Genomic DNA, 24825 nt, shown 5'->3' with positions numbered 1-24825 from the left:
CGTGATGCCTGCGCATTTCATCGCAGCGGACCACCGCGTTTTGAGATCAGCCGTTCAACGGGCGCCAGGGGCGCGGACGTGGCCCGACGGGGAGGGCGCGGTTTGGAGATCGCGCGGACGGAGCGCTCGGCTTGCTCCGCTTATCGCCGCCCTGGGCTCCTGCCTGCGCAGGAGCACGGAGGATGAGAGCCAAGCTTCACGCCCGCCCAATCTCTCTCTGTGCTCCTGCGCAGGCAGGAGCCCAAAGCACAGCGGACGAACCTCGCAGCCATGCGGCATCCCGCCAAACAAAAGCCCGGCCAGATCACGCCAGCCGGGCCAGTCTGTTGCCGAGAGAGGTCGGCTGATCGCGCGCGCGTCGTCCGCCGCCCTCAGGCGTCGACATAGCCCTTATTGTCCTGGCTGATGCGCATCGCCTCCTGCTGCAGCTTCAGCACATGCGCGGGCTGGCCATATTGGAAGATGAAGCGCTTGAGGTGCAGCGCGCCGCCGGCTTCGATTTCCTCGGCGGTCATGCCTTCCATCACGGCGTCGCGGTGGATGGTCGGCAGGGGGATCGCCTTGTTGATCGCGGGGTCGCGGATGATTGCCTTGGGGTCTTCGCCGCGGCCGATCTTCTCCATGTCGCGCAGGAACTGGCGGCGCATCATGCCGATGCCCTTGTCGCTCAGGCCGAGATTTTCCTGCGTCCGGTCCGAGATGGTGCCCTGGCCGATCCAGGCGACGAAATCCTGGTTCATCACATGGCTGGTGATCCACTCGCCGCGCTCGTCCTTGATCGGGCCGAACCAGACCGGGATGGATTGCTGCACATAGGGCTCGGCATCGCGCGGCACGCGGGTGAAGAACCAGCCGACGCTCATCATCGTCTCATCGTCGATGGGCACGCGGAATTCGAAATGGTCGCCGGTGAACATCGCATTGGGCCACAGGCACGCGCGGCCGATGGTCCACAGCGGATTGGTCTCGTCGGTATCCTCGCGGATGCGGTTGTAGGTGAAGCCATACTCATATTCGCGGAAATCGATCTTGAGGTGCTTGGGGCCATAGGGGCCGGTCTCGCCGCGCAGGCGCTTGCTCCAGTTGGCGTGCATCCACTCGAAGTGGATCGGGTCCATCGAGTTTTCCTGCCCCTGCAGCCAGTTGCACGGCAGCTCGGAGATGACGATCTGACGGAAGCCGTTCTTCCACGAGAAGGGCTCCCAGTCCGGCAGCTCGGGCGCGGGGAGGGGGCCCATATAGGCCCAGAGTAGCCCGGCATGGGCGCGGACCGGATAGGCCTTGATCTTCACCTTGTCCTTGTAGCGCCCCTGCGGATTGGCGGTGTCCTCGAAGGGCTGCTCGGTGCAGGCGCCCTGCGCGTCGAACATCCAGCCATGATAGCTGCAGCGTAGCCCGTCGGGCTCGACCATGCCGCAGGCCATGTCGGCGCGGCGGTGGGGGCAGTGGCGGTCCATCAGGCCGAACTGGCCGGAGAGATCCTTGTAGAGCACCAGATTCTCGCCCATGATCCGCACCGGCTTGGTGGCGCGCGTCTCGAACTCGCTCTCGCCGGCGATGGGGTGCCAGTAGCGGCGCAGCAGCTCGCCCATCGGCGTGCCGGGGCCGACGCGGGCCAGCTTTTCATTCTGTTCTGCAGACAGCATGGCGCATCCCTCCTTGGTCATCTGCCGGGAATCCGTGGGGCGCGCCCGCGGACTCATGTCGTCTTTGCCAAATCGTTGTCATAGACAACAAAGTGCGTCAAGCCCGTGTTTGCCGCGCGGGCCTTTTTGTTGTGCGTGGGCGGCGGCATCCCTTATACCGGTCCGTTCGAAACCAAGGGGGACCTGTTCTGTGGCCAGAAAGAAGGCCGGCGCATCGGTGGATCGGCCGAGCTTCCGCAACCTGATGACCTTCCGCCTCCATATGGTGGCGCGCTTTTCCGAAGGGATTTCCGAGGAATATTATCGCCGGCACCTGGGGCTCTCGCTGCCGGAGTGCCGGGTGATCGGCATCACCGCCAGTTACGGTTCGGTCTCGTTCAAGCAGGTCGCGGCAGATGCGCATCTGGAGAAGAGCTATGCTAGCCGCGTCGTCTCCTCGCTGGTCGAGCGCGGGATCATCGAGAAGCAGGCCAATCCGTCGGACAGCCGCTCGGTGCTGCTCCAGCTCACCGATCATGGCAAGACGGTGCACGAGCAGACCTACGCCCTCGCGCTGCGCCTCAACGAGGTGCTGCAGATGCCCTTCACCCGCAAGCAAAGCGATGATTTTCTGGCGTTTCTCGGCCAGCTGGATCAGCAGCTCAAGCGCGTGAGCGGGGTGGTGGAGGATGTCGATGCGCTGGGCAAGGTGCCCCGCATCGAGAGTGCCCCCGCGCCGGAGACCCGCAGCGACGGCGCCATGATGCTCGACCGCGCCTTCGCCCAGAAGCTGCACGACATGCTCGGCCGCTACCTCGCCGAAAATCCCTGAGCGATCCAATCATCACGATTTCGGGGTTGTAGATTCAAACAACAATATCCATGCTCCCGCGCAAACGAGTCAGGAGACGATGGATGGGCGAGGGAACAGTGCTGGAGCGGCCGGCGAGCGTGGCGGGTGCGGATGCGCATCTCATCGGCGGCAAGCTCGTGCAGGGCGCTTTCGAGGACGGGGGGCGCAGCTTCGCGGTGATCGATCCCGCCACCGGCCGCCCCTTCGCGCTCTGCCCGGAGGCGTCGCAGGCCGATCTCGATGCCGCCGTCGCCGCCGCCCGCGCCGCCTTCCCGGCCTGGGCCGCGCGCACGCCGGAGGAGCGCCGCGCGCGCATCCACGCCCTGGCCGACAGCATCGCCGCCGCGGCCGATCGCCTCGCCCCGTTGCTCACCCGCGAGCATGGCAAGCCCATCGAGCAGGCGCGCATGGAGCTGACCGTCGCCGCGCATCACATGAAGCAGCTCGCCGCGCTGGAGATCGGCGATGAGGTGCTGCGCGATGATGCGCGCGGCAAGGTGGAGCTGCGCTACCATCCCCTGGGCGTCGTCGGCGCCATCGCGCCGTGGAACTTCCCCATCGCGCTCGCCATGCACAAGGTCGCGCAGGCGCTCTACACAGGCAACACGCTGATCCTGAAGCCCTCGCCCTACACGCCGCTCACCACGCTGGCGGTGGGCGCGCTCGCGGCGGATGTGCTGCCCGCCGGCGTGATGAACGTCCTCGCCGGCGGCAATGATCTCGGCGCCTGGATGACCGCGCATGAGGGGATCGACAAGATCAGCTTCACCGGCTCGGTCGCCACCGGCAAGAAGGTGATGGCCAGCGCCGCCGCCACGCTCAAGCGCATCACGCTGGAGCTGGGCGGCAATGATGCGACGCTGGTGCTGGCCGATGCGGATCTGGACAAGGCCGCCGCCGGCATCGCCCGCAGCGGCTTCTACAATTGCGGGCAGATCTGCATGGCCATCAAGCGCGTCTATGTGGCCGAGCCCGTGCGCGATGCCTTTCTGGAAAAGCTGGTCGAGAAGGTGCGCGCGCTCAAGGTCGGCGCCGGCAGCACGCCCGGCATGGACATGGGGCCCATCCAGAACCTGCCGCAATATGAGAAGGTGAAGGCCTATCTGGAAGACGCCGTCGCCCGCCCAGGCGCGCAGGTGCTGACCGGCGGCAGCGCTAGCGGGGGGGCGCGGGGCGGCGAGCACGGCGAGGGGGGCTATTTCATCGAGCCGACCATCATCGCCGGGCTGGATGAGAGCGTGCCCTTGGTCTGCGAGGAGCAGTTCGGCCCGGTCATGCCCGTCCTCAGCTTCGCCAGCGAGGATGAAGCCGTGCAGCGCGCCAACGCCACCCGCTTCGGCCTCGGCGCCTCCGTCTGGAGCACGGACGAAACCCGCGCCCGCACCGTCGGCGGGCAGCTGATGGCCGGCACCGTCTGGATCAACCGCCACGGCCTCAACGAGTCAGACGTGCCCTTCGGCGGCATGAAGGACTCCGGCTACGGCCGCGAGCATGGCGTGCTGGGGATACGGGCCTATCAGGAACTGCAGGTGGTGAGCCGGCCGGTGGGGTGAGGGAGTTAAAGCCCCCGCGCTTGAACCCGCCCCCGTTCGTGTCGAGCGAAGTCGAGACACCTCCGGCAAAGCGCCGTTCTGTCTCACTTCACCTAAAAACTGCGTCATTTTGCGAGTAGAATGCTCTGGATCAACCGCCACGGCCTTAACGAGTCAAACGTGCCTTTCGGCGGTATGAAGGGCTCCGGTTATGGCCGCGAGCATGGCGGCTGGGGATGCGGGCGTATCAGGAAATTGCAGCTGGTGAGCCGGCCGGTGTGGTGAGATTGAAATTGTGGATCTGGACCGCGTCGTACGCGCTTTAAGCTTTAAGAAGGCCCATCAAGCAGTAACAAATAATATTCCTTGTTCCGCTTGGGTGATCACGTTCGGAAATCCGCTTGCCCTGGCAGCATCATCGAAGTCGACGGCAAAGTATGCAGGGTTATAAAAATTACGTAGCGTAAAACGAATGAATCTGAAGGGTGTCAGCGGAGAATTTACAGGGATTCTACAACCTTTGTACTGGCCCAATGTTAAGTGCGATTTAGGATGTTCAACATCAACATGCTTTTCGTCGGAAGACGAATAGTCAAATCTGATTGGAAATTTTATGGAGAAATCTCCTACAATATCCGCAAATGACTCATCAAAATCGTAATGTTCTGGAACTGTTTCGTACATTTCCAATGTCGGGGAAGGAAAGAAAGCCAATCTGTGAGAACTGAGAACATTTTGATCAAAAGTGAAAAGAAACTGTATAAGGGCCCCATCCAACATGCGAATATGATATGATTCAGACCGTCTAAGCTCTTCATATATTTCTGCGTATGGTTTCTTTTTCAAGCTAACCGAAAGATTTGGCGCGTCTGGAATAGTGATTTGGACTTGGGACCCTGCTGTGCGCACGGCTGGGAATCTCTGGTGATCAGAAAGTCCCTCCTTGACCAAGACCCTGATCACCTCATTTATTTGCTGACAGATCTGCGATGGGGTCACGAACTGAATAGTTCCTTGAGGCGACGACGGAGCGCTTCAGGTAAATCCTCGACAAGGACGTCCCCGCTTTCCAGTGCTTCGATCGCGCTCGCCAAATCACTGACTTTTGCATCTAAACGCTTACGTTCAGTTCGTGTTAGATCGCGGTTAATGATACGCAGGGCCTTTTTCTTCTGTTCGTCTGGATAAACGAAGTCTAATCGAAACTGACGTTGCTTCACGCGCTCAAATTCCTCCCGCAATGCTTCCATTCCAGGGCCTACGCCAAGCACGCGAACCCAGGCCTTTGAGCGGGTAATCGCAGTGAATAAGCGATTCCTAATCAGGGCTCTAGTGGTGGGTCTCGGAGAGTCGAAGCAGTCATCGGCGTTGACGATATATATCATGCCGGCCTCGTTGCCTTTGGCTCTAAATATGCCCGTAAATGTAACTACATCCTTCTCAAAGAAAACATCAGGAGATGTAGACACTCCGGCCAACGACGAATTTATACCAGCACTAAGAAGGATGCTTCGGGCACTGCCTACTATCTTCCGAGTTTTTAATGGATCAGGATTAATAACAACGATATCTTCCGGAAGAAGTTCATCTTCCTGGATGTTCCGTATTATCGAATTTGTGAGCCAATCGTCTTGTTCCGCGCGTGAATTAAAAGCATGGAATTGAATTAAATCATCTATAGGAGAATGATTTTCAAGAAATATTGGGCTAGTTTCGGATGTACGTTCGAGAGAAACGAAATGTCCGTCTTCAAGGGCCCCGTCTCGTACCCTGTACCCGACATCTTGCCACAACTGGTTCTGCTCGAAAATTTGGATAAGACCGTCAGGTTCCCTATAGATACCAAATCCGAGAGCATGGGCAGTTGCGAGGACGGGACGGGAATTACGATAGCATTTTTCTAAAATGATATCCTGTCTTGGTTCCCCAAGCACAGGGGCAGAGAACTCGACAAGCGGATTACCCGCAGCGTCGTTTCCGAACAATTCTTCTGGACCAGGAAGAGAAGCGTTAGTCAGGCTCTGGAGCTCGTCATACGCGTAAACCAAGCGATGGGGAGGCTTAAGCAGAGAATGACACAATCTCAAAAAAGAACTCGGCAAATCTTGCGCCTCGTCTACCAAGATAGCGTCATATGTCCCTTTTATTTTCGAGACATGGTTGATGGCTTCCTCTGTAGCTCCAGAGAATTCCTTGCCTTCCCCAAAGGCGCTCTGCGCTGAACGAAAGTCACGGTATGTTAGTTCGTGATCTTTGGTGAAATTATAATAAATTCCCGGCGAGTTTGCGGATCCCCACGAATGAAGAATTCTGATTTTACTCCAGTCGGGCTCTTCGCTTGTCTGCTCATAGACAAATGACGTGATCAGTCTTTCGAACTGTCCCTTAAGTGACCGAGTGTTAAATGTAACAGCTATCAGCCAGTCCGGGTTTTGCGCATGAAGATATGCTACCTTGAGGGCGAGTACGATGGTCTTGCCGGAACCAGCCAGGCCTCTGATTCGCTGCACGCCTGCGACGGTCTCTACGACTGCCGCGTTCTGGTTGGCATCTAGGGTGGCAATGGATTCATTAAGTGCGTGAAGCTTCGCCCCGCGCGAGTTCGCATTGCTAATCGTACGCTTGTGGCGACTTTTACGTATTGTGGTTAGTGCTTGAATTGCTGAAGCTAATGCTGAAAAACTCTGATTTTCTTGCCAAGCGATTTCGTCAACCACCCCAGGTAGGGAAGTCGTGTCAGTGACCGGCGCATCAGCTTGCCCTGTGCTGCCCGGCAGAGCCGGCGCAAATGTAATGGTGTGGATCGGGGCGGCAAGAGTCCGGCGTTTTACTAACGCCGGATATTGCAGAAGTTTTGAATGCAGCTTGGCATATAAGTCGTCCTGACGATCTTGGAAATCGCCAAGCTCCCGGCCTTCCACCAAGTCGAACGCGACAGCGCCTTTCTCCGGGCTAAGGAGAAGGGCGTCGAACGGGAATGCCCCATCGGGCGTGCCGATGATAGGATAACCGATATAGAGCGTGCCACTCACATTTTGTATGTGCGACAACGTCTCGGCTAACTGCCGAGCCGCGACCGGCTTTTTTGTGCTGCCCCAAACTGTGTCGATCATTCGTTGCATTTTGCACGGCAACTAAGTTTGAACAACTGATTCCGCGCGCAGGGCAAGTCGCATCGTGTGAGAGAAAGTTCGACGTATGCTGGTGAGAAAGGCTCTTTGCAAAGAGGCTCGGCCTCTCCCCTACCGCCCCACCTTCACCTCCACCAACACCTGTCGCTTCTCCTCCCGGATCACCCGCGCCGCCTCGCGCAGCGTGTCGGCCAGCGCGGCCGGGTCGGCCACGCGCGCGGTCCAGGCGCGTGAGGCCTGCGCGATCTTGCAGAAGTCGGGCAGCGGCTCGAGCGATGTGATCGGCATCACATTGGCGCGCGCCGCGTGGCCCTGGGGGTAGATGCCCAGGGTTGATCCGCGCACCGCGCCCCAGATGCCGTTATTATAGACGATGGTGAGCAGCGGCAGGCCGTGCGCCTCGGCGATCTGGTGGCAGGCGACCGGATTGGCGAACATGTAGCTGCCATCGCCCACCGTCGCGACGACGAGCCGGTCGCGGTCCGCCAGCTGCACGCCCAGCGCGGCGGGGAGCCCCCAGCCGAGCCCGCCGGAGATCGGGTTCTGGAAGAACTGGTCGCCGCGCAGCCCGGTCACGAATTCCGGCTTGGCACCCAGCTCGCTGACGATGCAGCCCTCTGCGCCGATCAGCGCCACGATCGCGCGGGTGACGAAGGCGGCGGACATGGGCGGCCCGGCGCGCACGGCGCTGTCCAGCTGCGCGCGCCGCGCGGCGTGGCGCTCGGCCAGCCGGGCGAAGCGGGCGGAGCGGTCCCGCGCCAATGTCGGAGGGGGCGTCATGGCCTGCATCGCCTCGTCCAGCGCGGCGATGATGTGGGCGGATTCGCCGGTCAGTGCCAGATCGGTGGCGAAGCCGCGCAGGGGCACTTCCAGCTGGTGCGGATCGGCCCCGGCCTGGATCACCGTCGCCTGCTCGGCAAAGCCGTGGCGGTGCGGCAGCCAGGGCACGATGGCATCGAGCACCAGCACCACGTCCGCCGCCGCCAGGTCCTCGCCGGGGTCGAACCCGCCATGCATGGGCGAGGCGCCGTCGATGGAGAGCTGCGAGGGCCAGAACTCCACCACGGGGATCGCGTGGCGCTCCGCAAAGGCGGTGAGCGCGTCGAATCCGCCGCCGCGCGCACCGGTTCGGAAGGCGACGATCAGCGGGCGCTCCGCGGCATCGAGCAGCCGCGCGGCCTCGGCCAGATCCTCGGGATGCGGCGCGGCGCGGGCGGCGGCATTGCGCGGCTTGCTGTCGCGATAGGTCGTCACCTCGCACAGCGCCTCGCGTGGCAGGCCCAGATACACCGGGCCGCGCGGGCTGGAGGTGGCGATGGCCACCGCGCGGTCGACCAGCGGGGCGATCTGCTCGGGGCGGGAGAGGGTGGCGTCCCACTTCACCGGCTCGCGCACCATCGCGGTCTGGTCGCGCATGTTCTGGCCCCAGTTGATCGGCGAGTTGCGGTGGCCGAGCGCCCCGTGCTCGGTATGCGGAGTGATGCCGCTGGCGAGGATCATCGGCACCTGGTCGGAGGCCGCGTTGAGCACGCCCATCACGCAATTGGCCAGGCCCACATTGGTGTGGACCATCACCGCCTGCGGGCGTCCGGTCGCCAGATAATAGCCATGCGCCATGCCGAGCGCGGCGGTCTCGTGCGGGATGAGGATGGGCGTGGGCACCTTGAAGTCCGCCACCTGCGCATGGGCAAAGCCCTCGATCACCGGCGCAAAGTCCGTGCCGCCATTGGCGAACAGATAATCGATGCCGTTGGCCGCCAGCCGCCGCAGGAAGATCTCGCCAGCCGAAGCCTCGATCATGGGGGCTTCGATATCCGCCGTCTCCGCAGGGGCAGAAACAGGTTGCGCCGGACTGACCATGAAATCTCCTATCTGTGGCCGCTTATTTTGTTGTCATTGATAACGAAAATTGTGGCTGCTGCAAGGAATCGTGCTATTGGCGGGGTGCAGGGATTGTCTCAAATGACGATCATCAAAACCGCATTCTGTTGTTGCCCAAGGGAGAGTTTTGCATGAAGCCAGCGCCGTTCCGAGCCGACCATGTGGGCAGCCTCATCCGCCCGGAATATCTCATCGAAGCCCGGAACAAGAAGGCCGCCGGCGAGCTCAGCGCGGAGGAGCTGCTGACCATCCAGCAGGACGCCATCCGCGAGGTCGTGGCGTTGCAGGAGGGCGTCGGCCTCAAGTCGATCACCGACGGCGAGTATAATCGCGGCAGCTGGCACACCGACTTCCTGCTCCGCTTCGCCAATGTCGAGCCATGGCAATCCAGCCACCGCACCACCTTCCGCAACGAGCAGGGTACGGTCGAGAGCAAGCCGCATACGGTGCGCATCACCGGCAAGCTCAGCCGCCCCAAGCCGATTTTCGTGGAGGACTTCAAGTTCCTCAAGACGGTGACGAAGCAGACGCCCAAGATCACCATTCCCTCGCCCTCGATCATGCACTTCCGCGGCGGGCGCGATGCGATCGACGCTGAGGCTTATCCCACGATGGAGGAATTCTACGCGGACCTCGCGGCGGTCTACGCCGAGGAGATCGGCGATCTGATCGACGCCGGCTGCCGCTATCTGCAGATCGACGAGACCAACTTCGCCTATCTTTGCGATCCCACCCTGCGCGCGCAGGTGCCGACCAGCATCGGCGAGGACCCGGACGAGCTGCCGCACGTCTACGCCAAGCTCATCAACGCGGCGATCGCCGCCAAGCCCGATGATATGGCCGTCTGCATGCATGTCTGCCGGGGCAACTTCGCCGGCCGCTGGGTCGCCGAGGGTGGCTATGATCCGGTCGCGGACGTCATGTTCAACGAGATGAACATCGACGGCTATTTCCTGGAGTATGATTCCGATCGCGCCGGCGGCTTCGAGCCGTTGCGCTTCCTGCCCAAGGGCAAGACCGTGGTGCTCGGCCTTGTCACCACCAAGCGCGGCACCATGGAGAGCCCCGACGAGCTCAAGCGGCGGATCGAGGATGCGGCGAAATATGCCGATATCAGTCAGCTCGCACTGTCTCCGCAATGCGGCTTCTCCAGCGGAATCGGCGGAAACATGATGGATATCGAGCACGAGAAGGCCAAGCTGGAGCTGGTCGTGCGCGTAGCGGAGGAGGTCTGGGGCTGAGCCGCCGCGGGCCACGCATCATGTGATCTCGTAGGGGCGGCATCGGTAGGTGCCGCCCTTTTGCGTGCGGTGTGGCGAAGGCGAAGCCGGTTGACAGTCAGCGGGATAATTATCAAGAAGCTTTATATAAAGTAGATTGTTAATTTGAACGGCCGGAGGTCGGCGGGAGAGGGGGAGCATGAGCGGGCAGTCGCGATCCGATGAAGTCAGGCCGCAACGGCTGCTCTATCTGCTCAAACGCGGCTACACCGCCGGCAAGCTGGAGCTGGACGAGTTGGTGCGGGCGCACGGGCTGACGACCAGCGATTTCACGATCCTCTCTTTCCTCAAACGCCTCGCCCCCTGTTCGGCGGCGGATCTTGCGCGGGTGCAGCGGGTCACGCCGCAGGCCGCCACCCAGCAACTCGCCCAATTGCGCGAGAAGAACCTCATCACCAGCGAGACCAGCGAACTCAACCGCCGGATCTCGCTCATCAGCTTGACGCCCGAGGGACAGGCGCGGTTCGAAGCCGTCAACGCCGATGCGCGACGGCTGGAAGAGCAACTCACGGCCGGGCTGGCGGAGCAAGAGCGCAAGACATTGCTCGATCTGCTCACCCGCCTGGTCGTGTCCATGGAAGCGAAAGGACAATCCATCGATGACAAGTGAACACACTTATGAGGCCGTGAAGGTCACGCTGGATGACGGCATCGCATGGGTGTCCCTCAACCGCCCGGCCAAGCGCAATGCGATGAATCCGACGATCAATCGTGAGATGTGGCAGATGCTCGATGAGCTGGAGGTCCGGGATGATGTGGGTGTGGTGGTGCTCACTGGCGAGGGGGAGGCTTTCTCCGCCGGCATGGACCTCAAGGAATATTTCCGTGAGACGGAAGGGGAGTCTGCCATTGTGCAGGCCCGCTTCCGTCGCGCTGCGACGGACTGGATGTGGCGGCGCCTGACCCACTATCCCAAGGCGACGATCGCCATGGTCAATGGCTGGTGCTTCGGAGGGGCGTTCACGCCGCTGGTCGCCTGCGATCTGGCGATTGCAGCTGATGAGGCGACCTTCGGCCTGTCCGAGATCAACTGGGGGATCATTCCGGCCGGTAACGTCACGCGGGCGGTGGCGCAGGTGATGAACCATCGCGACAGCCTCTATTACATCATGACCGGCGATCCGTTCGACGGGCGCAAGGCGGCGGAAATGGGGCTGGTCAACCGCTCGGTGCCGTTGGCCGATCTGCGTGCCGAAACCGAGGCGTTGGCGCGCAAGCTGCTCTCCAAGAACCCGACCATCCTGCGCCACGCCAAGTCCGCGTTCAAATATGTCGAGCGGCTGGATTGGGACACGTCCGAGGCGATGCTCGGCGCGATGGCGGCGACGGCGGCGGGTCAGGATACCGAGCGCGGGCGCCGCAAGGGGATGACGCAGTTTCTGGACGAAAAGTCCTTCAAGCCCGGCTTGGGCGGGTATCGCCGCGAGGACTGATCGCTCCTCGCGTTCAAGCGCCGAACCTCACCTGCTCCGCGTCCCCGCCTTGGGCAAGGGGCGCGGGGAGGGCGCCGGTCTCAATCCATCAGGACATTCAAGCCCCGGCTAGCGAGGGTTTCCCGCACTTGCTGCACACGCACCTTGGTCCGGTCCAGATTCATGCCGCCTTCGCTCAGCAGGGCGCGCACCGCGTCCGTATCGACCTGACGCGGCGAAATGCCGTCTCGCACTGCCACGGCGGCGGCGACGCCAGCAGCCTCGCCCATGGCGATGCATTCGGGCATCAACCGCACGCGCTGATGGGCCTCATTGTCGAATGAAACGGTCTTGCCCGCGACCAGCAGGTTCTCGAGGCCTTGCGGCAGCAGGCAGCGATAAGGCAGGCCAAGCACGACCACAGAGATTGGCATTTCGGTGAGATCATGGCCCTTGCCGCCCTCGCTGCCGTCGGGCTTGTGGCGCACCCAGCCTTTCACATTCGGGCCGCGATAGACTTTGAGGGCGATCTCGTCCGCAAAGGTGGCGCCATCGAAGATGTCATCGCGGGTGAGCGTGTAATCGCCGACGATCCGGCGGCTGTCCCGCACACCGATCTGCGGCGCCATGTCGATGAGGAAGGCGTCTTCCATACCGGGAATGCGCTTGACGAACGGCAGGAAATCGCGCGCCCGGCGGCGGCCTTCCACCTCAGCGCCGGTGAGATCGGCGGCGTCGGTGGGATCGCGATTGAGCACCTGCACGGCATAGAGATAGCCGATGCCATGGCGCAGATTGGCCGGTGTAGCACCAAAGATCGAGATGTGATGGCCGAATGTGCCGGGCAGGGCACCTTCTTCCTTGCCCTGGGCCACCAGCGACTTCCAGCCAGTCAGGTGGACATATTGGGCACCATCGAGTGGATTGGCGGGCGTACCCCACAGCTTGGAGAAATCGTCCGGGTTCGCGCGGGCGTGAGCCTGCATCCGCTCCCAGTCGACGCCGCCCATGCGGCACAGCATCATCATGGGCTGTGGGTCTTCGCGCGGATGCATGGCGACGCCGGCGCGCGCGGCGACATCGGCATCGCCGCTGGCATCAATGATGACATCGGCGAGAATGGCCTGCCGGCCGGATTTGTTCTCGATGATGACGCCCTTGAGTGCATCCCCCTCACGGATCACGTCGACGACATTGGTGTTGAGCAGGAGATCGACGCCGGCTTCCACCAGCATGTCGAGCACCACCAGCTTGAGCATCTCGGGATCGTAAGCGAGGTTGAAATATTCCGGCAGGAAGGTCTCTGCCGCAGCATCATGCGCGGCGAGGCGCTGCTGCATCTCGCGCAAAATGCCGCTGATATTCTCGCAACTGAGGAATTCAGTGACGAACGACATCGGCCCGGTGCCGCCGACAACGGCGTTGCGCTCGATCAGCAGCACTTCCGCGCCATTGCGTGCGGCGCGGATCGCCGCTGGGTATCCCCCCGCGCCGGCACCGACCACCAGAACCTGCGTGCGCCGTGCCACCGGGATCTCCCGTGCAGCCTCGGTGATGGTTTCCCGTGCGGTGGGAGCCCCGAATCTTTTCTCCATCTAAAAATAATATAGTTATATGGTTTGCGTCGCAAGCCGCTATCTGGTCTTGCAAAGAATATTATAGTTAGATAGTTCGCCTCAGCCGAGACCGAGGGGTATTACATGACAGCCGTGGACGAGCAGGACTGGATCGAGGAGCAGCCGCAAGGGCTGCCGGTGGTTGACCGGGCCGCAGTGCTGGTCTGCGGCGGAGGCGCCGGCGGCGTCGCTGCAGCGGTCGCCGCAGCCCGCAATGGCGCCGACGTTCTGATGATCGAGCGGGATACAACCTTGGGCGGCACCGGGCCGCGCTCGTTCGTCACGGAATATCATCAAGCCTTCTTCACCGGCGGGATCATGAAAGAGGTGATCGAGCGGCTACGCGCCAATGGCGGCGCCGATCCGGACCTGGAGGACGGGCATTTCGCCGTGCCGTTCGACCCCGAAATCCTCAAATTTGTCCTCGCCGAACTGGTGGAGGAAGCCGGCGTGCGTGTGCTGCCGCAGACCTGGGTCACCGATGCGATCGTCGAGGATGGCGCTGTGCGCGGCGTTGTCATTGAGAACAAGGCCGGGCGGCAGGCCGTGCTGGCCGACGTGGTGATTGACGCGACCGGCGATGCCGATGTCGCGGCTCGGGCCGGAGCGCCGATGCAGGAGTATAATCACCCGCAGCCGATGGTCATGCTCTTCCAGATCGGCGGGGTGGATTATCGCCACAGTCAGGATCGCAAGGGCCGCACCGAGATGGTGAAGGCAGCCAAGGCTGCAGGCGTTCTGCTGGACGACGTCTATCTCGACAACTTCTCCAACTTCGGCATCGCGCCTTCCACACGGGCGGGGCAGATGGGCTATATCTACGGCGTCCGTGTGCTGCATCGCGACCCTTATGATGCCGACGAGCTGACGGATGCGGAGGTCCGGGCCCGGCAGGGCGTGCGCGCGTTCATGCCGTTCCTGCGCACTGTGCCGGGATTCGAGGAGGCCTATCTCATCAAGGCAGCGCCGATGATCGGGGTGCGCGATTCCCGGCGGATATTGGGCGACTACACGCTCACGCGCGACGACATATTGGAAGGCCTCTTCCACGCGGATGACATCTTCAAGCGTTACCACCGCCTGCCTGACACGCTTGGCTTCGTGCGTCACCCCTCGGATGGCAGCGAAACGACGGCGGCCTTTCGCGAGCGGCTGGCTAACGCCAAGATGGTCACGTCGGTGTTCGGCGTGCCCTTAGGCTGCCTGATGCCGCAGGGCATCGAGAATCTTCTGGTTGCCGGCAAGACCGTGTCGATGAGCTATGAGGCCCATTCGCGCTGTCGGCAGATCCCTGACTGCATGGCCTTCGGTCAGGCGGCGGGGACGGCGGCGGCGCTGGCTTGCCGGGACGGGGTGACGCTGCGCGAGGTCGCCATCGACGAATTGCAGGCGCTGCTGATCGCGCAGGGCCAGAACCTGGCCGATGGCGCGATCGATATCAGCAAGGCCAAGATTCACAATATGGTGCGGGATTAAGCGGATGAGCACGACGATCATGGAACGCACAGCGGGCGCAACGCGCGGTGAGATCATGCTGCCGGGCCGCCGAACCCCGGTCTATCGCGCGGTCGACGTGCTGGTGTGCGGCGGCGGATTGTCCGGCGTAGCGGCGGCTGTGGCGGCGGCGAGGGGCGGAGCGCGCACGCTCCTCGTGGAGCGCAACGTCGTACTGGGCGGCAATGGCCCCTTGTCCTTCGATATCGCCCTTACGCCCGCAGAACAGGGCATCGCGGCCGAGTTGGTCAGTCGGCTGGAGCGAAACGGCGAGGCCGGGCCTGACCTGTTGGGCGATGGTCTGGTTCATGATGCCGAGGCGCTCAAATATGCGCTGCTCGATCTCGCGCAGGAGGCGGGGGTGCAGCTACTGCTCTCCAGCTGGGCGGCCGATCCCATCGTGGAAAACGGCGTCGTGCGGGGCGCGATGGTCGAGAACAAGTCCGGGCGCTTCGCTGTGCCGGCCGGCATGGTCATCGACGCCACCGGCGATGGCGAACTGGCGATGCGGGCGGGCGCTGCCATGCGCGTGCTGGACGAGCCCGCCACCATCGCCATGAATTACCGGATCGGCGGCGTCGCGTTCGATGCGGTGCTGGCCGGACAAGCGACATGGCCTGCCCCCCTCGCCGAAGCGAGGGCATCTGGCGTGCTGTCGCCCGATCAGCCGGATCGACTGGTGCTCTACGGCGTGACGCCAGCGGGTCGGGACAGGGGCGTGGCCTATGTGCGCGGGCCTTCCATGCAGGTTGATGGCGCGACCAGCGTCGCGCAACTGGGCGCGCAGGAGGCGCGGGCGCGGACATTGATTCGCGAGATTCTGCCTTTCCTGCGGACCCTGCCCGGACTGGAAGCGAGCTTCCTGATCGACGTTGCAGGCGCCATGCAGGCCGCGCGCCTTCGCCATGTCGTGGGCGCGCATGTGCTCGGCGTTGAGGACGCGCCCCTGAAGAGCGATAGTGCGCTTATCGACGCGGCACTGCGCGCCCGAGAGTTGAGCGGGCTGTTCGTCACCGGGCGGGCTGTCTCTGCCGATCCGCGCGCCTGGGCCACTCTGGGCACGGGCGGATCGTTACAGCTCGGCGAGCGAGCAGGCGCGCTTGCGCTCGCGCACCTGGCGGCCCGGTCCGCTGCCTGATCGCGGCAGAACTCGGCAATGGCGTCAGCGCTGAAGATTTCGTAGAAGACGCTCCCCCGGCAGCGCGGGGTATGGGGCGGAGCGTCTTCTTTTTCATGGATCCATCGACTAACACCGATCGCGGCTCTGGCGCCCGCATGATTGCCCTGCTCAAACTGATCGGCGAAAGCGACGGCGATTGTGCGCTCAAGGATCTTGCCGTCGGCACGGGGATGCCGGCGAGCAGCGTGCATCGGCTGTTGCAGATGCTGATCCGCGGCGGGTTGGTGGAGCGGGGCGACGGCACATCCTATCGGGCCGGGCGTGAACTGTTCAGGCTGTCCGCCAACATCTTGAGCCGCAGCCATTATGTCGCGGCGGTTCGTCCTTTCCTGCGCACCCTGTGGACGGGTTGGCAGGAGACGGCGGTATTCTGCACCTATGATGCCCCCCATCACCGCGCCATCGTCTCCGAGCGAATCCTCACGCCACACACGCTGCGGCATGTGCTGGAGCCCTATACCGATCTGTCGTTGACCTGGGGGTCGCTGGGCCGTGCCATTCTCGCCCATCTGGAGGCGGAGGATCTGGCGGCGGCGCTCGCGCAGAGCCCGGTGGGCCCTTTGACCGGCGCCCCAACGCCGCCGCCCGAGGTGCTGGTGGAGGAACTGGCGGCCATTCGCGATCGGGGTTGCGCGATCTTCTCCAGTCAGGAAGCCGATGTCGCGGGCATCGCGGCGGCGGTGTTCCGCAGCGGGAATGCGGTGATTGGGTCGATCGGCCTCACGATGCCGGCCAAGCGCTTCGGCACGATGGACCGCGAGCGCATGGCGAGCGACGTCATGGCGGCAGCGCGCACGCTCAGCGCTACCTTCGGCCACGCCTCCGCCGAGGCCTGACGCCCGCCCTGGCGGGCCAGGGCGGGTCGTCAGGGTTAGGCGGGATCAGGCTGGCGGGAGGTGGAAGACCTGCGCGGCATTGCGATGGCAGACCGCCTCGCGTTCTTCTCCGTCAAGCGGGGCGTGGTTGATGAAGGTGACGGAGGGCTCCATCTCCTCATAGGGATAGTCGATCGCCCAAAGCACGCGGTCTACACCCAGTACGTCGATCGCGTAGCGCAAGGCCGGGCCATGCTCCACGCCGCTGGTGGTGATGTACACGTTGCGCTTCATGACTTCGGAGGGCTTGAGCTTGCTGCCATAGGCATCGCGCCGGCGCTCGAACCAATGGTCCGTGCGCCACAGGTGGAACGGGATGTTTTCACCCATATGGCCAATCACGATCTTGAGGTTGGGCAGCTTGTCGAACACACCGCTGAGGATCAGCCGCATGGCATGGGTGCCCGTTTCGGCAGCATAGCCCCAGATCGCCGATTGCAGGCGGTGATCGCGGAACGGCTCCGCCATGCCATCTGACGGGCAGCGGGGGTGGATGTAGATCGGCCGGTCGAGCGCGGCGGCGGCCTCCAGGATCGGCATGAACTTGGGATCGTCCAGATACTCGTTATTGGTGTGCGAGTTCACGATGAAGCCGCTGAAACCCAGCTTATTGACGGCCCGCTCCATTTCCTTGGCGGCCCGTGCCGGGTCTTGCGGCGCGAAGGACGCAAGGCCGGCGAAGCGTTTTGGGTGAGCGCGGACCACCTCGGCAAGCCGATCATTGGCAAGCTCGGCCATGGCGACGGCCTGATCGGCGCGGAACATCTGCACGCCCGGCGAGGTGAGCGAAAGTATCTGCATGTCGACACCTAGGCGGTCCATTTCCGCGAGCCGCTCCGTCACGTCGCGCAGGCGGCGAGTGAGGCGATCGGGTCCACGCGAACCAAGCGGGTTAATCAGCTGCGCGTCCAGATTGGGCCATGTTCCGGTGGCAAGGGCGGCCAGCGCGTCCTGATGCTCGGCAATCGTCCAAGCTTCCTCCACGGCAATCCGTCGCGCGGGTGCGGCGGCTGGGGGCGGCCGCATCGTGCGCGCCGCTGCGGTGCCGGTCATTGCGCTCATGGCGCCGCCGGCGGCGAGTCCGCCCGCCAAAAGCTGCCGTCGATCGAACTCTGCCATTCATCCCTCCTCGTTTTTCTGAGGCGGAAGCTACGGCGGTGCGGCAACAAGTCAAGCCGATAATTCCAATATACGGAACAAGACTTCTGCAATATGGAATAAATTTGACATGCACGCCGAGCGTCGCCATGGTCCCGCCCGATAACAGCCCGAGGCACGGGCGTTCTGACATTGGAGGAGAGCGATGATGAAGAAGGCAGATCTTTTGTTGCAGGCCGCGAGCGCCTTGGCGCTGGGCGCCGCAACCCTGGCGACACCCGCCATGGCGCAGGATGCCCCCGCTCCCCAACAAAGCGCTGCACAGCAGGCCGATGCCGATGACATCGTGGTGACCGCGCAGTTCCGCTCGCAGCGTCTGCAGGATGCGCCGCTGGCCATCACCGCCGTCTCCGGCGACATGCTGGAAGCGCGCAGCCAGACGAGCATCGCTCAGGTTGCCGCACAGGCACCCAACGTCAATCTCGCCGAAGCGCCGGCCACCTACGGCCCGTCGATCCAAGCGTTCATTCGCGGCGTCGGCCAGTCGGATTCGACCTTCGCGCTGGAGCCGGGCGTCGGCCTCTATGTCGATGACGTCTATTACTCGACGCTGCAGGGCTCGATGCTCGATCTGCTGGACCTCGACCGGGTGGAAATCCTGCGCGGGCCGCAGGGCACGCTTGCCGGGCAAAATTCCATCGGCGGCGCGATCAAGCTCTATTCCAAGAAGCCGGATGGCTCGGGCGGCGGCTATGTCCAGGCAACCTACGGTAGCTTCAACCGCACCGAGGTGCGCGGCGGCCTGAACCTGACGGTCGTGCCCGATCAGCTTTTCCTGCGCGTCTCCGGCGCTGGTGTGAAGAAGGACGGCTACGTCACGCGCTACGATTACCGCTGCACTCACCCGGCCTCGCCGGTGCGGACCTTCGCGATTTCCGACAATTGCAAGCTCGGCACCGAGGGCGGCAAATCCTATGTCGCCGGCCGCGGGACGTTGCGCTGGACGCCCAATGACGCGGTCGACATTTCAATCATCGGCGACATCACCCGCGATGACAGCGAGTCTGCGCCCTCCACGCTGCTCTATGTCGGCACGCTGACGGGCCCGGGGTCGAGCGCGACCGCCCCTTATGTCATCGATGGCGTCCGCTATGGTGCGGCCACCGGCTCGCCGTTCATCAGCTATTCGCCTTACGGCAATTTCGCGCAGGATACGTTCACGACCAGCCCGTTCGTGAGCTATGAGAATTATCTCAACTATGCCCCGCGCGATGGCACGGCGCCTTATGCGGCGCCGGCGCGCAATTCGCTCGATACCTGGGGGCTTTCCGGCAACATCACCATCGATGTCGGCGATCTGAGCATCACCTCGATTACGGCCTATCGTAGCTATAATTCGGTGTTCACATCGGCCGAGTCCTCGCCGATCAACATCGCGCTGACGGCCAATGACGTGAACCACAATCAGTTCAGCCAGGAACTGCGCGCCAGCGGTGCGATCGGTACGCTGCTGAACTACACGGTGGGCGGCTATTATTTCGAGGGCACCAGCGACGGCGGCTCGCGCGTCCAGCTTCCCACGCTGGAATTCCGCCAGAACGACCATGTCGAATCCCAGACCATCGCTGCCTTCGCCAATGCCGAACTGCATCTGACCGAGAAGCTGACGCTGATCGGCGGCCTGCGCTACACGGACATTACCAAGAGTTTCCAATATGCGCGCAAGGGCAATCCGGGGAACATCTACGGCGGCAATGCGCCGCCGTCGCTCGCCCCGCTCGATGGGCTGGTGCGGACGTTCAAGGGCGATCGTCTCGATTATCGCGGTGTCATCCAGTATCGCTGGACGCCCGATTTCATGACCTATGCGCAGATCGCGACGGGCTTCAAGAGTGGCGGCGCCAACCCGCGGCCGTTCTTCCCTGCGCAGGCGTTGACGCATGATCCCGAGACGCTGACCGCCTATGAGGTCGGGTTCAAGAGCGACCTGTTCGACCGGTTGCTGCGCCTGAATGTCTCGGGCTTCCTCAACAAGTATAACGATATTCTCGTTAGCGTCTCGACCTGCCCGACGGTGCCGGCCGCGCCCTGCGCGCTGCCGCTCAACGCCGGCAAGGCGGATGTTAAGGGCTTCGAGGTCGAGGCGACGCTGCGCCCGGTCCGCGGCCTGCTGATCGATGCTTCGCTCGGCTATCTGGACTTCGACTACAAGTCGATTTCCGCCATCGGCCAGAGCGCCGGCATCACGCTCGATATGGACGCGCCCTTCGTGCAGGAATGGCGCTGGAGCGTTGGCGGGCAGTACAAGATCGAGCTGGGTGATGCCGGCTCGCTGACCCCGCGCATCGACGTCAATTCGCAGAGCCCCTATTTCTCGACGGCGATCAACCGCGCGCCGTTCAACCAGGTGGAAGGGCGCACGATCGTGAATGCGCGCCTCACGTATCGCGATGTGGCCGAGGATTGGCAGCTCTCGCTTGAGGTCACCAACCTCACCGACCGGCTCTATTATGACGGCCTGTTCGACAATCGCGGATCGACCCAGTCCATCCAAGGGCGCCCGGCGCGTCCGCGGGAATGGGCTGTCACCATCAAGCGCAATTTCTGATAGATGATGACCCCGGCCGGTCTTGCGCCGGGGTCTTGGAAGAGGAGCTTCGAGATGAACATCCAAGTGTCTCACAAGGGGCAGGCCGCCGATCAGGCGACCGGCACGATCGTGGCGGGTTTGCCCATGCCCGAGTTCAAGCGGATCACCGTCGAGCCGATCTCCGGCGCGTGCGGCTGCGAGATCAGCGGTGTGGACCTGCGGGAGCCGCTGGATGACGAGACGCTCGCCGAAGTGATGAAGGCGTTCGAGCATTTTCTGGTCATCGTGTTCCGCGACCAGGATCTGACGCCGGAGCAGCACAAGGCGTTCACGCGCTACTTCGGCCCGATTACCGAGCTGCCGCAGGCGCCGACCTATGGCGAGCATCAGGACATGCAGGAAGTGCGCCGCGAAGCGCATGAGCCGGAGAACGTCGTTCCCTCCTTCGAGCACTTCCACACGGACAGCCCGTTCCTGCTGCAGCCGCCGCTCTGCGTGGTGATGCGCGCGCTGGAAGTGCCCAAATTCGGTGGCGATACCGCCTTCTCGAACGGCTATCTCGTCTATGAGCATCTTTCCGATGCCATGAAGGAACTGCTCGACGGGCTCGAGGTCGTTTACTCAGGCAAGGAAATCTGGGCGCGCAATGAGAAGCTGCCGCCCGAGAAGCGCTTGCGCCTGCGTGAATCGCACGGTTTCAGCGAAGACGAACTGGAGAATATCCACCCCGCGGTGCGCGTTCACCCGGTGACTGGCCGCAAGGCCTTGTTCGCGACGACGGCCTATTTCAAGCGCTTCGTCGGCTGGACGGAGGCCGAGAGCCAAGCGCTGCTCGGCTATCTCCAGAGCCTTGCCCAGCACCTCCATTATCATTGCCGCGTGAAATGGAAGAAGGACACATTGATTGTCTGGGACAATCGTTTCTTGCTTCATCGTGGCGTCCATGATTTCAAGTACGAACGTCGGCATCTCATCCGCACGACGGTCATGGGCGAGAGGCCGATCGGCCCGAAAGGCCCCAGGAAGGATTGAAATTACCCCATGAAAGTCAGTGCTGCCATCGCCAACATCCTCAAGCGTGAGGGTGTAGACGTCATTTTCGGTTATCCGCGCAACGCCGTGCTGGAGGATGCCGCCGCAATCGGCATCCGCCCGGTCATCGTCCGCCAGGAGCGGACGGGCGTTCACATGGCCGATGCGCTGTCCCGTCTGACGCGGGGCAAGCGCATGGGGGTGTTCGCCATGCAACATGGACCGGGGACGGAAAATGCCTATGGCGGGGTGGCACAGGCTTACTCCGAATCCGTGCCCGTGTTGGTGCTGCCGCAGGGCTATGCCCGCCGCATCGCCTTCGTGCCGGACAATTTCAATGCCAGCGTCTCGATGCGGGATGTGACCAAACATGCCGAGCCGATAACGGTTGCGGCAGAAACGCAGAACATCATGCGCCGCGCGTTCACGCAGCTGCGCAATGGCCGTCTGCGCCCTGTGCTGGTCGAGATGCCCTGGGACGTGTTGGGCGAAGAAATCGACGCGCCCGAGAGCTATCAGCCGGTGGTCACCACCCGCTACGCGCCCGAGCCAGACGCGGTGAAGCGAGCAGCCGAGGCGCTGGTCGCCGCAAAGCGCCCGGTGATCTACGCCGGGCAGGGCGTGCACTGGGCCGAGGCCTATGAGGAACTGAAGGCGCTGGCCGAGTTGTTGGCCATCCCGGTTTCCACCAGCCTTGAAGGCAAGAGTGCATTCGACGAGACGCATCCACTGGCGCTCGGTTCGGGCGGTGCGGCTATTTCGGGCCAATTGCGGCATTTCCTCGATGAAGCGGACCTGATCTTCGGCATCGGCTGCAGCTTCAGCGAGACGGCGTTCGGCGTGAAGATGCCGCAGGGCAAGCGGGTGATCCATTCGACGCTCGATCCCGCCGACTTCAACAAGAATGTGCCCTGCGAGATGGCGCTGGCCGGCGATGCCAAGCTGACGCTGGGGATGCTGCTCGAGGCGTGCCGCGCGCTGGTGTCAGCGCCACGCGACGCCGGGCCGGTGGCCGCGGAAATCGCCAAGGTCGAGAAGGAGTGGTTGGCGAACTGGCTGCCGCTGCTCGAGAGCGACGATGCGCCGATCAGCCCCTACCGCGTGCTCTGGGATCTTCAGAAGACGGTGGATGTCGCTAATACCATCATCACCCATGATGCCGGCAGCCCGCGCGATCAGCTGACGCCTTACTGGAAGTCGATCACGCCGCTGAGCTATATTGGCTGGGGCAAATCCACGCAGCTTGGCTACGGCCTTGGCCTCGCCATGGGCGCCAAGCTCGCCTGCCCGGACAAGCTGTGCATCAATGTGTGGGGTGATGCCGCCATCGGCTTTACCGGCATGGACTTCGAGACGGCGGTGCGCGAGCGCCTGCCGATCCTGTCAATCCTGCTCAACAATGAGGCGATGGCCATCGAACTGCCGGTGATGCCGGTCGCGACCGAGCGCTTCCGGGCGACGGACATTTCCGGCCATTATGCCGATTTCGCCAAGGCGCTCGGCGGCCATGGCGAGCGCGTCACGCGTCCGGAAGAGATCGTCCCGGCCATTCATCGCGCGCTGGCTGCGATCGAGGCGGGGCAACCGGCGCTGATCGAATTCATAACCGCGAAGGAAACGCGCGCTTCGCGACTATAAAAGCGGGCGACCATAACCGGGTGACTATAAACTGGGAGAGATGCGATGGCCGAAACGACGGCGCCCCCGACTGGCTCTGGTCCTGACGGGAGCGTGAAGGATTGGAACTTCAGCGCCGTTTACGGCCTCGGGTTCCTCACACTGGTTTCGGCCTTCAATTATCTCGATCGCTCCCTGCTGGGGCTGGCGCTGCCCTCCATCAAGTCGGAGATGCACGTCTCGGACACCGCCCTCGGGCTGGTGTCCGGCCTGGCCTTCCTCCTGTTCTATTCCATCCTCGGCGTGCCCATCGCCTGGGCGGCGGATCGCTACAACCGGCGCAATATCATTGCTGTCGGCTTCGCTTTCTGGAGCCTGATGACGATGGTGACCGGCTGGGTGGCCAACATCTGGCAGCTCGCCATCGCGCGCTTCCTCATGGGGGCGGGCGAGGCGTGCGGCATTGCGCCGTCCAATTCGATCATCTCCGACCTGTTCCGCGCGGAGCGCCGCCCGCTGGCCTTCTCGATCTTCGGCACGGCCGTCTCGATCTCGTCGATTCTCTTCTTCCCCATCGTGGGCTGGGTTGGCCATGAATATGGCTGGCGGTCGATGTTCGTCGTGGCCGGTATGCCGGGCGTGTTCCTGGCGGTGCTGTTCTTCCTGACGGTCAAGGAACCGGAGCGCGGGGCGTCCGAAGCCAAGCGCATCGAGCGTGCGGCGAGGGAAAGCTTCAAGGCAAGCATGGCCTTTCTCGCCAAGCAGCGCGCTTATGTCTTTCTGGTCATCGGCGCCACGCTGATGGGGCTGAACGTCTTTGCCGCCAGCGTCTGGACTCCGACCTTCCTGACGCGCGTCCACGGCCTCACGCTGGTGGAGGTGGCTGCGACCATCGGCCCGATCCGGGGCGTGTTCGGCGTGGCTGGCGTGGTTCTGGGCGGTCTGCTGATCGACCGGTTGAGCCGCAAGGCCAGCCACTGGCGCATGACCTTGCCGGCGATCACCTGTCTGCTTGCCGCGCCTGCTGAGCTGATCTTCCTGCTCGCCGAGGATACGGCGGTTTGGCTGGCAGCTTATGCGGCCTCGGCTTTCCTCCTGCTGATTCATCAGGGCCCGGTATTCGCGGCGGTCATGAGCGTGGCGAAGCTGAGGATGCGCGCTGTCGCAACGTCCATCCTGCTTTTCAGCGCGGCACTGATTGGGCAGGCGCTCGGCCCGCTGGTCGTGGGCTATCTGAATGACGTGCTGCACCCCACGCTGGGTGATGTGGCCGTGCGCTATTCGATGCTGGTCATCGTCGTGACGGCGCTGTTGGCGGGGGTGATGTTCCTGCTCGCTGGGCGGTCGCTGGAGGCAGACGCGAAGCGGGCCTTGGCGGACGCCTGAGACTAGGAGGGGCGAGCTCGCCCCTCGCTTGATTAGATTGCAGATCAAAGACGGGAGTTGGTGGCCGGGGTCAGACCCAGGCTCCCAACTCCCGCGTCCTTTCTGATCACAGACCAGTCGCCGCTTGCCGTAACCGCGGCACCAAGTGCGCGTAGGATGGCCGATTCAGCGCATGCAAGAGAAGTCGCCGGTCACCCACGTTGCAGAACCGAAAAGTTGTAGA

At 63.0% G+C, this 24825-nt stretch carries 19 protein-coding genes; 13 read left to right on the top strand and 6 right to left on the bottom strand.

Translation table 11 applies throughout. The features are described 5' to 3' along the window. Window positions 1-371: 371 nt before the first annotated feature. Window positions 372-1646, bottom strand: coding sequence for an aromatic ring-hydroxylating dioxygenase subunit alpha (locus M2342_RS13515; protein ID WP_264579472.1), 1275 nt, complete (start codon window positions 1644-1646; stop codon window positions 372-374). A gap of 190 nt (window positions 1647-1836) precedes the next feature. Here M2342_RS13515 and M2342_RS13510 point away from each other — a divergent pair, with 190 nt between their 5' ends. The 3 genes from M2342_RS13510 (at window position 1837) to M2342_RS17130 (ending at window position 4295) form a co-directional block, all read left to right on the top strand. Further along, window positions 1837-2457 (top strand): MarR family winged helix-turn-helix transcriptional regulator, encoded by a 621-nt coding sequence (locus M2342_RS13510; protein WP_181558965.1) that lies wholly within the window; start codon window positions 1837-1839, stop codon window positions 2455-2457. A gap of 83 nt (window positions 2458-2540) precedes the next feature. Further along, window positions 2541-4031 (top strand): aldehyde dehydrogenase family protein, encoded by a 1491-nt coding sequence (locus M2342_RS13505; protein WP_264579471.1) that lies wholly within the window; start codon window positions 2541-2543, stop codon window positions 4029-4031. A gap of 120 nt (window positions 4032-4151) precedes the next feature. After that, entirely contained in the window at window positions 4152-4295 is a 144-nt protein-coding gene (locus tag M2342_RS17130) for an aldehyde dehydrogenase family protein (RefSeq protein WP_413715142.1), read from the top strand. A gap of 57 nt (window positions 4296-4352) precedes the next feature. Here the strand turns inward: M2342_RS17130 and M2342_RS13500 are convergent, their stop codons facing one another. From M2342_RS13500 to M2342_RS13490, 3 genes are all read right to left on the bottom strand, one after another. Then, a complete protein-coding gene (locus M2342_RS13500) occupies window positions 4353-5009 on the bottom strand; it encodes a DUF2290 domain-containing protein (protein ID WP_264579470.1) in 657 nt (218 codons plus the stop codon). Next, entirely contained in the window at window positions 5006-7123 is a 2118-nt protein-coding gene (locus tag M2342_RS13495) for a DEAD/DEAH box helicase (protein WP_264579469.1), read from the bottom strand. The genes M2342_RS13500 and M2342_RS13495 overlap by 4 nt, the downstream gene beginning before the upstream one ends. Before the next feature lie 129 nt (window positions 7124-7252). After that, on the bottom strand, window positions 7253-9001 hold the full coding sequence (locus tag M2342_RS13490; RefSeq protein ID WP_264579468.1) for a thiamine pyrophosphate-requiring protein: 1749 nt from the start codon (window positions 8999-9001) through the stop codon (window positions 7253-7255). A gap of 152 nt (window positions 9002-9153) precedes the next feature. On the opposite strand from M2342_RS13490, the gene M2342_RS13485 reads away from it, so the two are divergent. From M2342_RS13485 to M2342_RS13475, 3 genes are all read left to right on the top strand, one after another. Next, the gene (locus M2342_RS13485) at window positions 9154-10263 is read left to right on the top strand and encodes a 5-methyltetrahydropteroyltriglutamate--homocysteine S-methyltransferase (RefSeq protein ID WP_264579467.1); all 1110 of its coding nucleotides are present in this window, start codon (window positions 9154-9156) and stop codon (window positions 10261-10263) included. A gap of 178 nt (window positions 10264-10441) precedes the next feature. Then, window positions 10442-10912 (top strand): MarR family winged helix-turn-helix transcriptional regulator, encoded by a 471-nt coding sequence (locus tag M2342_RS13480; protein WP_264579466.1) that lies wholly within the window; start codon window positions 10442-10444, stop codon window positions 10910-10912. Next, window positions 10902-11735 (top strand): p-hydroxycinnamoyl CoA hydratase/lyase, encoded by an 834-nt coding sequence (locus M2342_RS13475; protein ID WP_264579465.1) that lies wholly within the window; start codon window positions 10902-10904, stop codon window positions 11733-11735. The genes M2342_RS13480 and M2342_RS13475 overlap by 11 nt, the downstream gene beginning before the upstream one ends. A gap of 80 nt (window positions 11736-11815) precedes the next feature. Here the strand turns inward: M2342_RS13475 and M2342_RS13470 are convergent, their stop codons facing one another. Further along, window positions 11816-13243 (bottom strand): FAD-dependent oxidoreductase, encoded by a 1428-nt coding sequence (locus tag M2342_RS13470; protein ID WP_264579464.1) that lies wholly within the window; start codon window positions 13241-13243, stop codon window positions 11816-11818. Between the two features lie 171 nt (window positions 13244-13414). Here M2342_RS13470 and M2342_RS13465 point away from each other — a divergent pair, with 171 nt between their 5' ends. From M2342_RS13465 to M2342_RS13455, 3 genes are all read left to right on the top strand, one after another. Then, complete coding sequence (locus M2342_RS13465) at window positions 13415-14806, top strand: FAD-dependent oxidoreductase (protein ID WP_264579463.1); 1392 nt, start codon at window positions 13415-13417, stop codon at window positions 14804-14806. Window positions 14807-14810: 4 nt separating this feature from the next. Beyond that, on the top strand, window positions 14811-15962 hold the full coding sequence (locus tag M2342_RS13460) for an FAD-dependent oxidoreductase (RefSeq protein ID WP_264579462.1): 1152 nt from the start codon (window positions 14811-14813) through the stop codon (window positions 15960-15962). A gap of 95 nt (window positions 15963-16057) precedes the next feature. Next, a complete protein-coding gene (locus tag M2342_RS13455) occupies window positions 16058-16840 on the top strand; it encodes an IclR family transcriptional regulator (protein ID WP_264579461.1) in 783 nt (260 codons plus the stop codon). Between the two features lie 45 nt (window positions 16841-16885). Here the strand turns inward: M2342_RS13455 and M2342_RS13450 are convergent, their stop codons facing one another. Next, window positions 16886-17998 carry an amidohydrolase family protein gene (locus M2342_RS13450; RefSeq protein WP_264579460.1) on the bottom strand — a complete coding sequence of 371 codons (1113 nt, stop codon included), beginning with the start codon at window positions 17996-17998 and terminating at the stop codon, window positions 16886-16888. Window positions 17999-18182: 184 nt separating this feature from the next. On the opposite strand from M2342_RS13450, the gene M2342_RS13445 reads away from it, so the two are divergent. From M2342_RS13445 to M2342_RS13430, 4 genes are read left to right on the top strand one after another with little or no spacing between them, the layout of a single operon-like run. Further along, the gene (locus tag M2342_RS13445; RefSeq protein ID WP_264579459.1) at window positions 18183-20585 is read left to right on the top strand and encodes a TonB-dependent receptor; all 2403 of its coding nucleotides are present in this window, start codon (window positions 18183-18185) and stop codon (window positions 20583-20585) included. A gap of 54 nt (window positions 20586-20639) precedes the next feature. Next, a complete protein-coding gene (locus tag M2342_RS13440; RefSeq protein WP_181558976.1) occupies window positions 20640-21599 on the top strand; it encodes a TauD/TfdA dioxygenase family protein in 960 nt (319 codons plus the stop codon). A 9-nt stretch (window positions 21600-21608) separates the two neighbouring features. Beyond that, window positions 21609-23237, top strand: coding sequence for a thiamine pyrophosphate-requiring protein (locus M2342_RS13435; protein ID WP_264576323.1), 1629 nt, complete (start codon window positions 21609-21611; stop codon window positions 23235-23237). A 45-nt stretch (window positions 23238-23282) separates the two neighbouring features. Then, window positions 23283-24602: a spinster family MFS transporter gene (locus M2342_RS13430; RefSeq protein WP_264579458.1), complete on the top strand. Its 1320-nt coding sequence runs from the start codon at window positions 23283-23285 to the stop codon at window positions 24600-24602. Window positions 24603-24825: the final 223 nt, after the last annotated feature.

The organism is Sphingobium sp. B8D3A (genome assembly GCF_025961995.1).
In the GTDB taxonomy this organism is placed as follows: domain Bacteria; phylum Pseudomonadota; class Alphaproteobacteria; order Sphingomonadales; family Sphingomonadaceae; genus Sphingobium.
This window is presented reverse-complemented; position numbering and strand designations above follow the sequence as displayed.

Excerpts from the sequence above, each read along its gene's own strand:
- M2342_RS13435 (WP_264576323.1), top strand. The coding sequence starts at position 21,609 with ATGAAAGTCAGTGCTGCCATCGCCAACATCCTCAAGCGTGAGGGTGTA.
- M2342_RS13455 (WP_264579461.1), top strand. The coding sequence starts at position 16,058 with ATGGATCCATCGACTAACACCGATCGCGGCTCTGGCGCCCGCATGATT.
- M2342_RS13475 (WP_264579465.1), top strand. The coding sequence starts at position 10,902 with ATGACAAGTGAACACACTTATGAGGCCGTGAAGGTCACGCTGGATGAC.
- M2342_RS13440 (WP_181558976.1), top strand. The coding sequence starts at position 20,640 with ATGAACATCCAAGTGTCTCACAAGGGGCAGGCCGCCGATCAGGCGACC.
- M2342_RS13490 (WP_264579468.1), bottom strand. The coding sequence starts at position 9,001 with ATGGTCAGTCCGGCGCAACCTGTTTCTGCCCCTGCGGAGACGGCGGAT.
- M2342_RS13505 (WP_264579471.1), top strand. The coding sequence starts at position 2,541 with ATGGGCGAGGGAACAGTGCTGGAGCGGCCGGCGAGCGTGGCGGGTGCG.
- M2342_RS13445 (WP_264579459.1), top strand. The coding sequence starts at position 18,183 with ATGATGAAGAAGGCAGATCTTTTGTTGCAGGCCGCGAGCGCCTTGGCG.
- M2342_RS13450 (WP_264579460.1), bottom strand. The coding sequence starts at position 17,998 with ATGGCAGAGTTCGATCGACGGCAGCTTTTGGCGGGCGGACTCGCCGCC.
- M2342_RS13495 (WP_264579469.1), bottom strand. The coding sequence starts at position 7,123 with ATGATCGACACAGTTTGGGGCAGCACAAAAAAGCCGGTCGCGGCTCGG.
- M2342_RS17130 (WP_413715142.1), top strand. The coding sequence starts at position 4,152 with ATGCTCTGGATCAACCGCCACGGCCTTAACGAGTCAAACGTGCCTTTC.
- M2342_RS13430 (WP_264579458.1), top strand. The coding sequence starts at position 23,283 with ATGGCCGAAACGACGGCGCCCCCGACTGGCTCTGGTCCTGACGGGAGC.
- M2342_RS13460 (WP_264579462.1), top strand. The coding sequence starts at position 14,811 with ATGAGCACGACGATCATGGAACGCACAGCGGGCGCAACGCGCGGTGAG.
- M2342_RS13465 (WP_264579463.1), top strand. The coding sequence starts at position 13,415 with ATGACAGCCGTGGACGAGCAGGACTGGATCGAGGAGCAGCCGCAAGGG.
- M2342_RS13515 (WP_264579472.1), bottom strand. The coding sequence starts at position 1,646 with ATGCTGTCTGCAGAACAGAATGAAAAGCTGGCCCGCGTCGGCCCCGGC.
- M2342_RS13485 (WP_264579467.1), top strand. The coding sequence starts at position 9,154 with ATGAAGCCAGCGCCGTTCCGAGCCGACCATGTGGGCAGCCTCATCCGC.
- M2342_RS13480 (WP_264579466.1), top strand. The coding sequence starts at position 10,442 with ATGAGCGGGCAGTCGCGATCCGATGAAGTCAGGCCGCAACGGCTGCTC.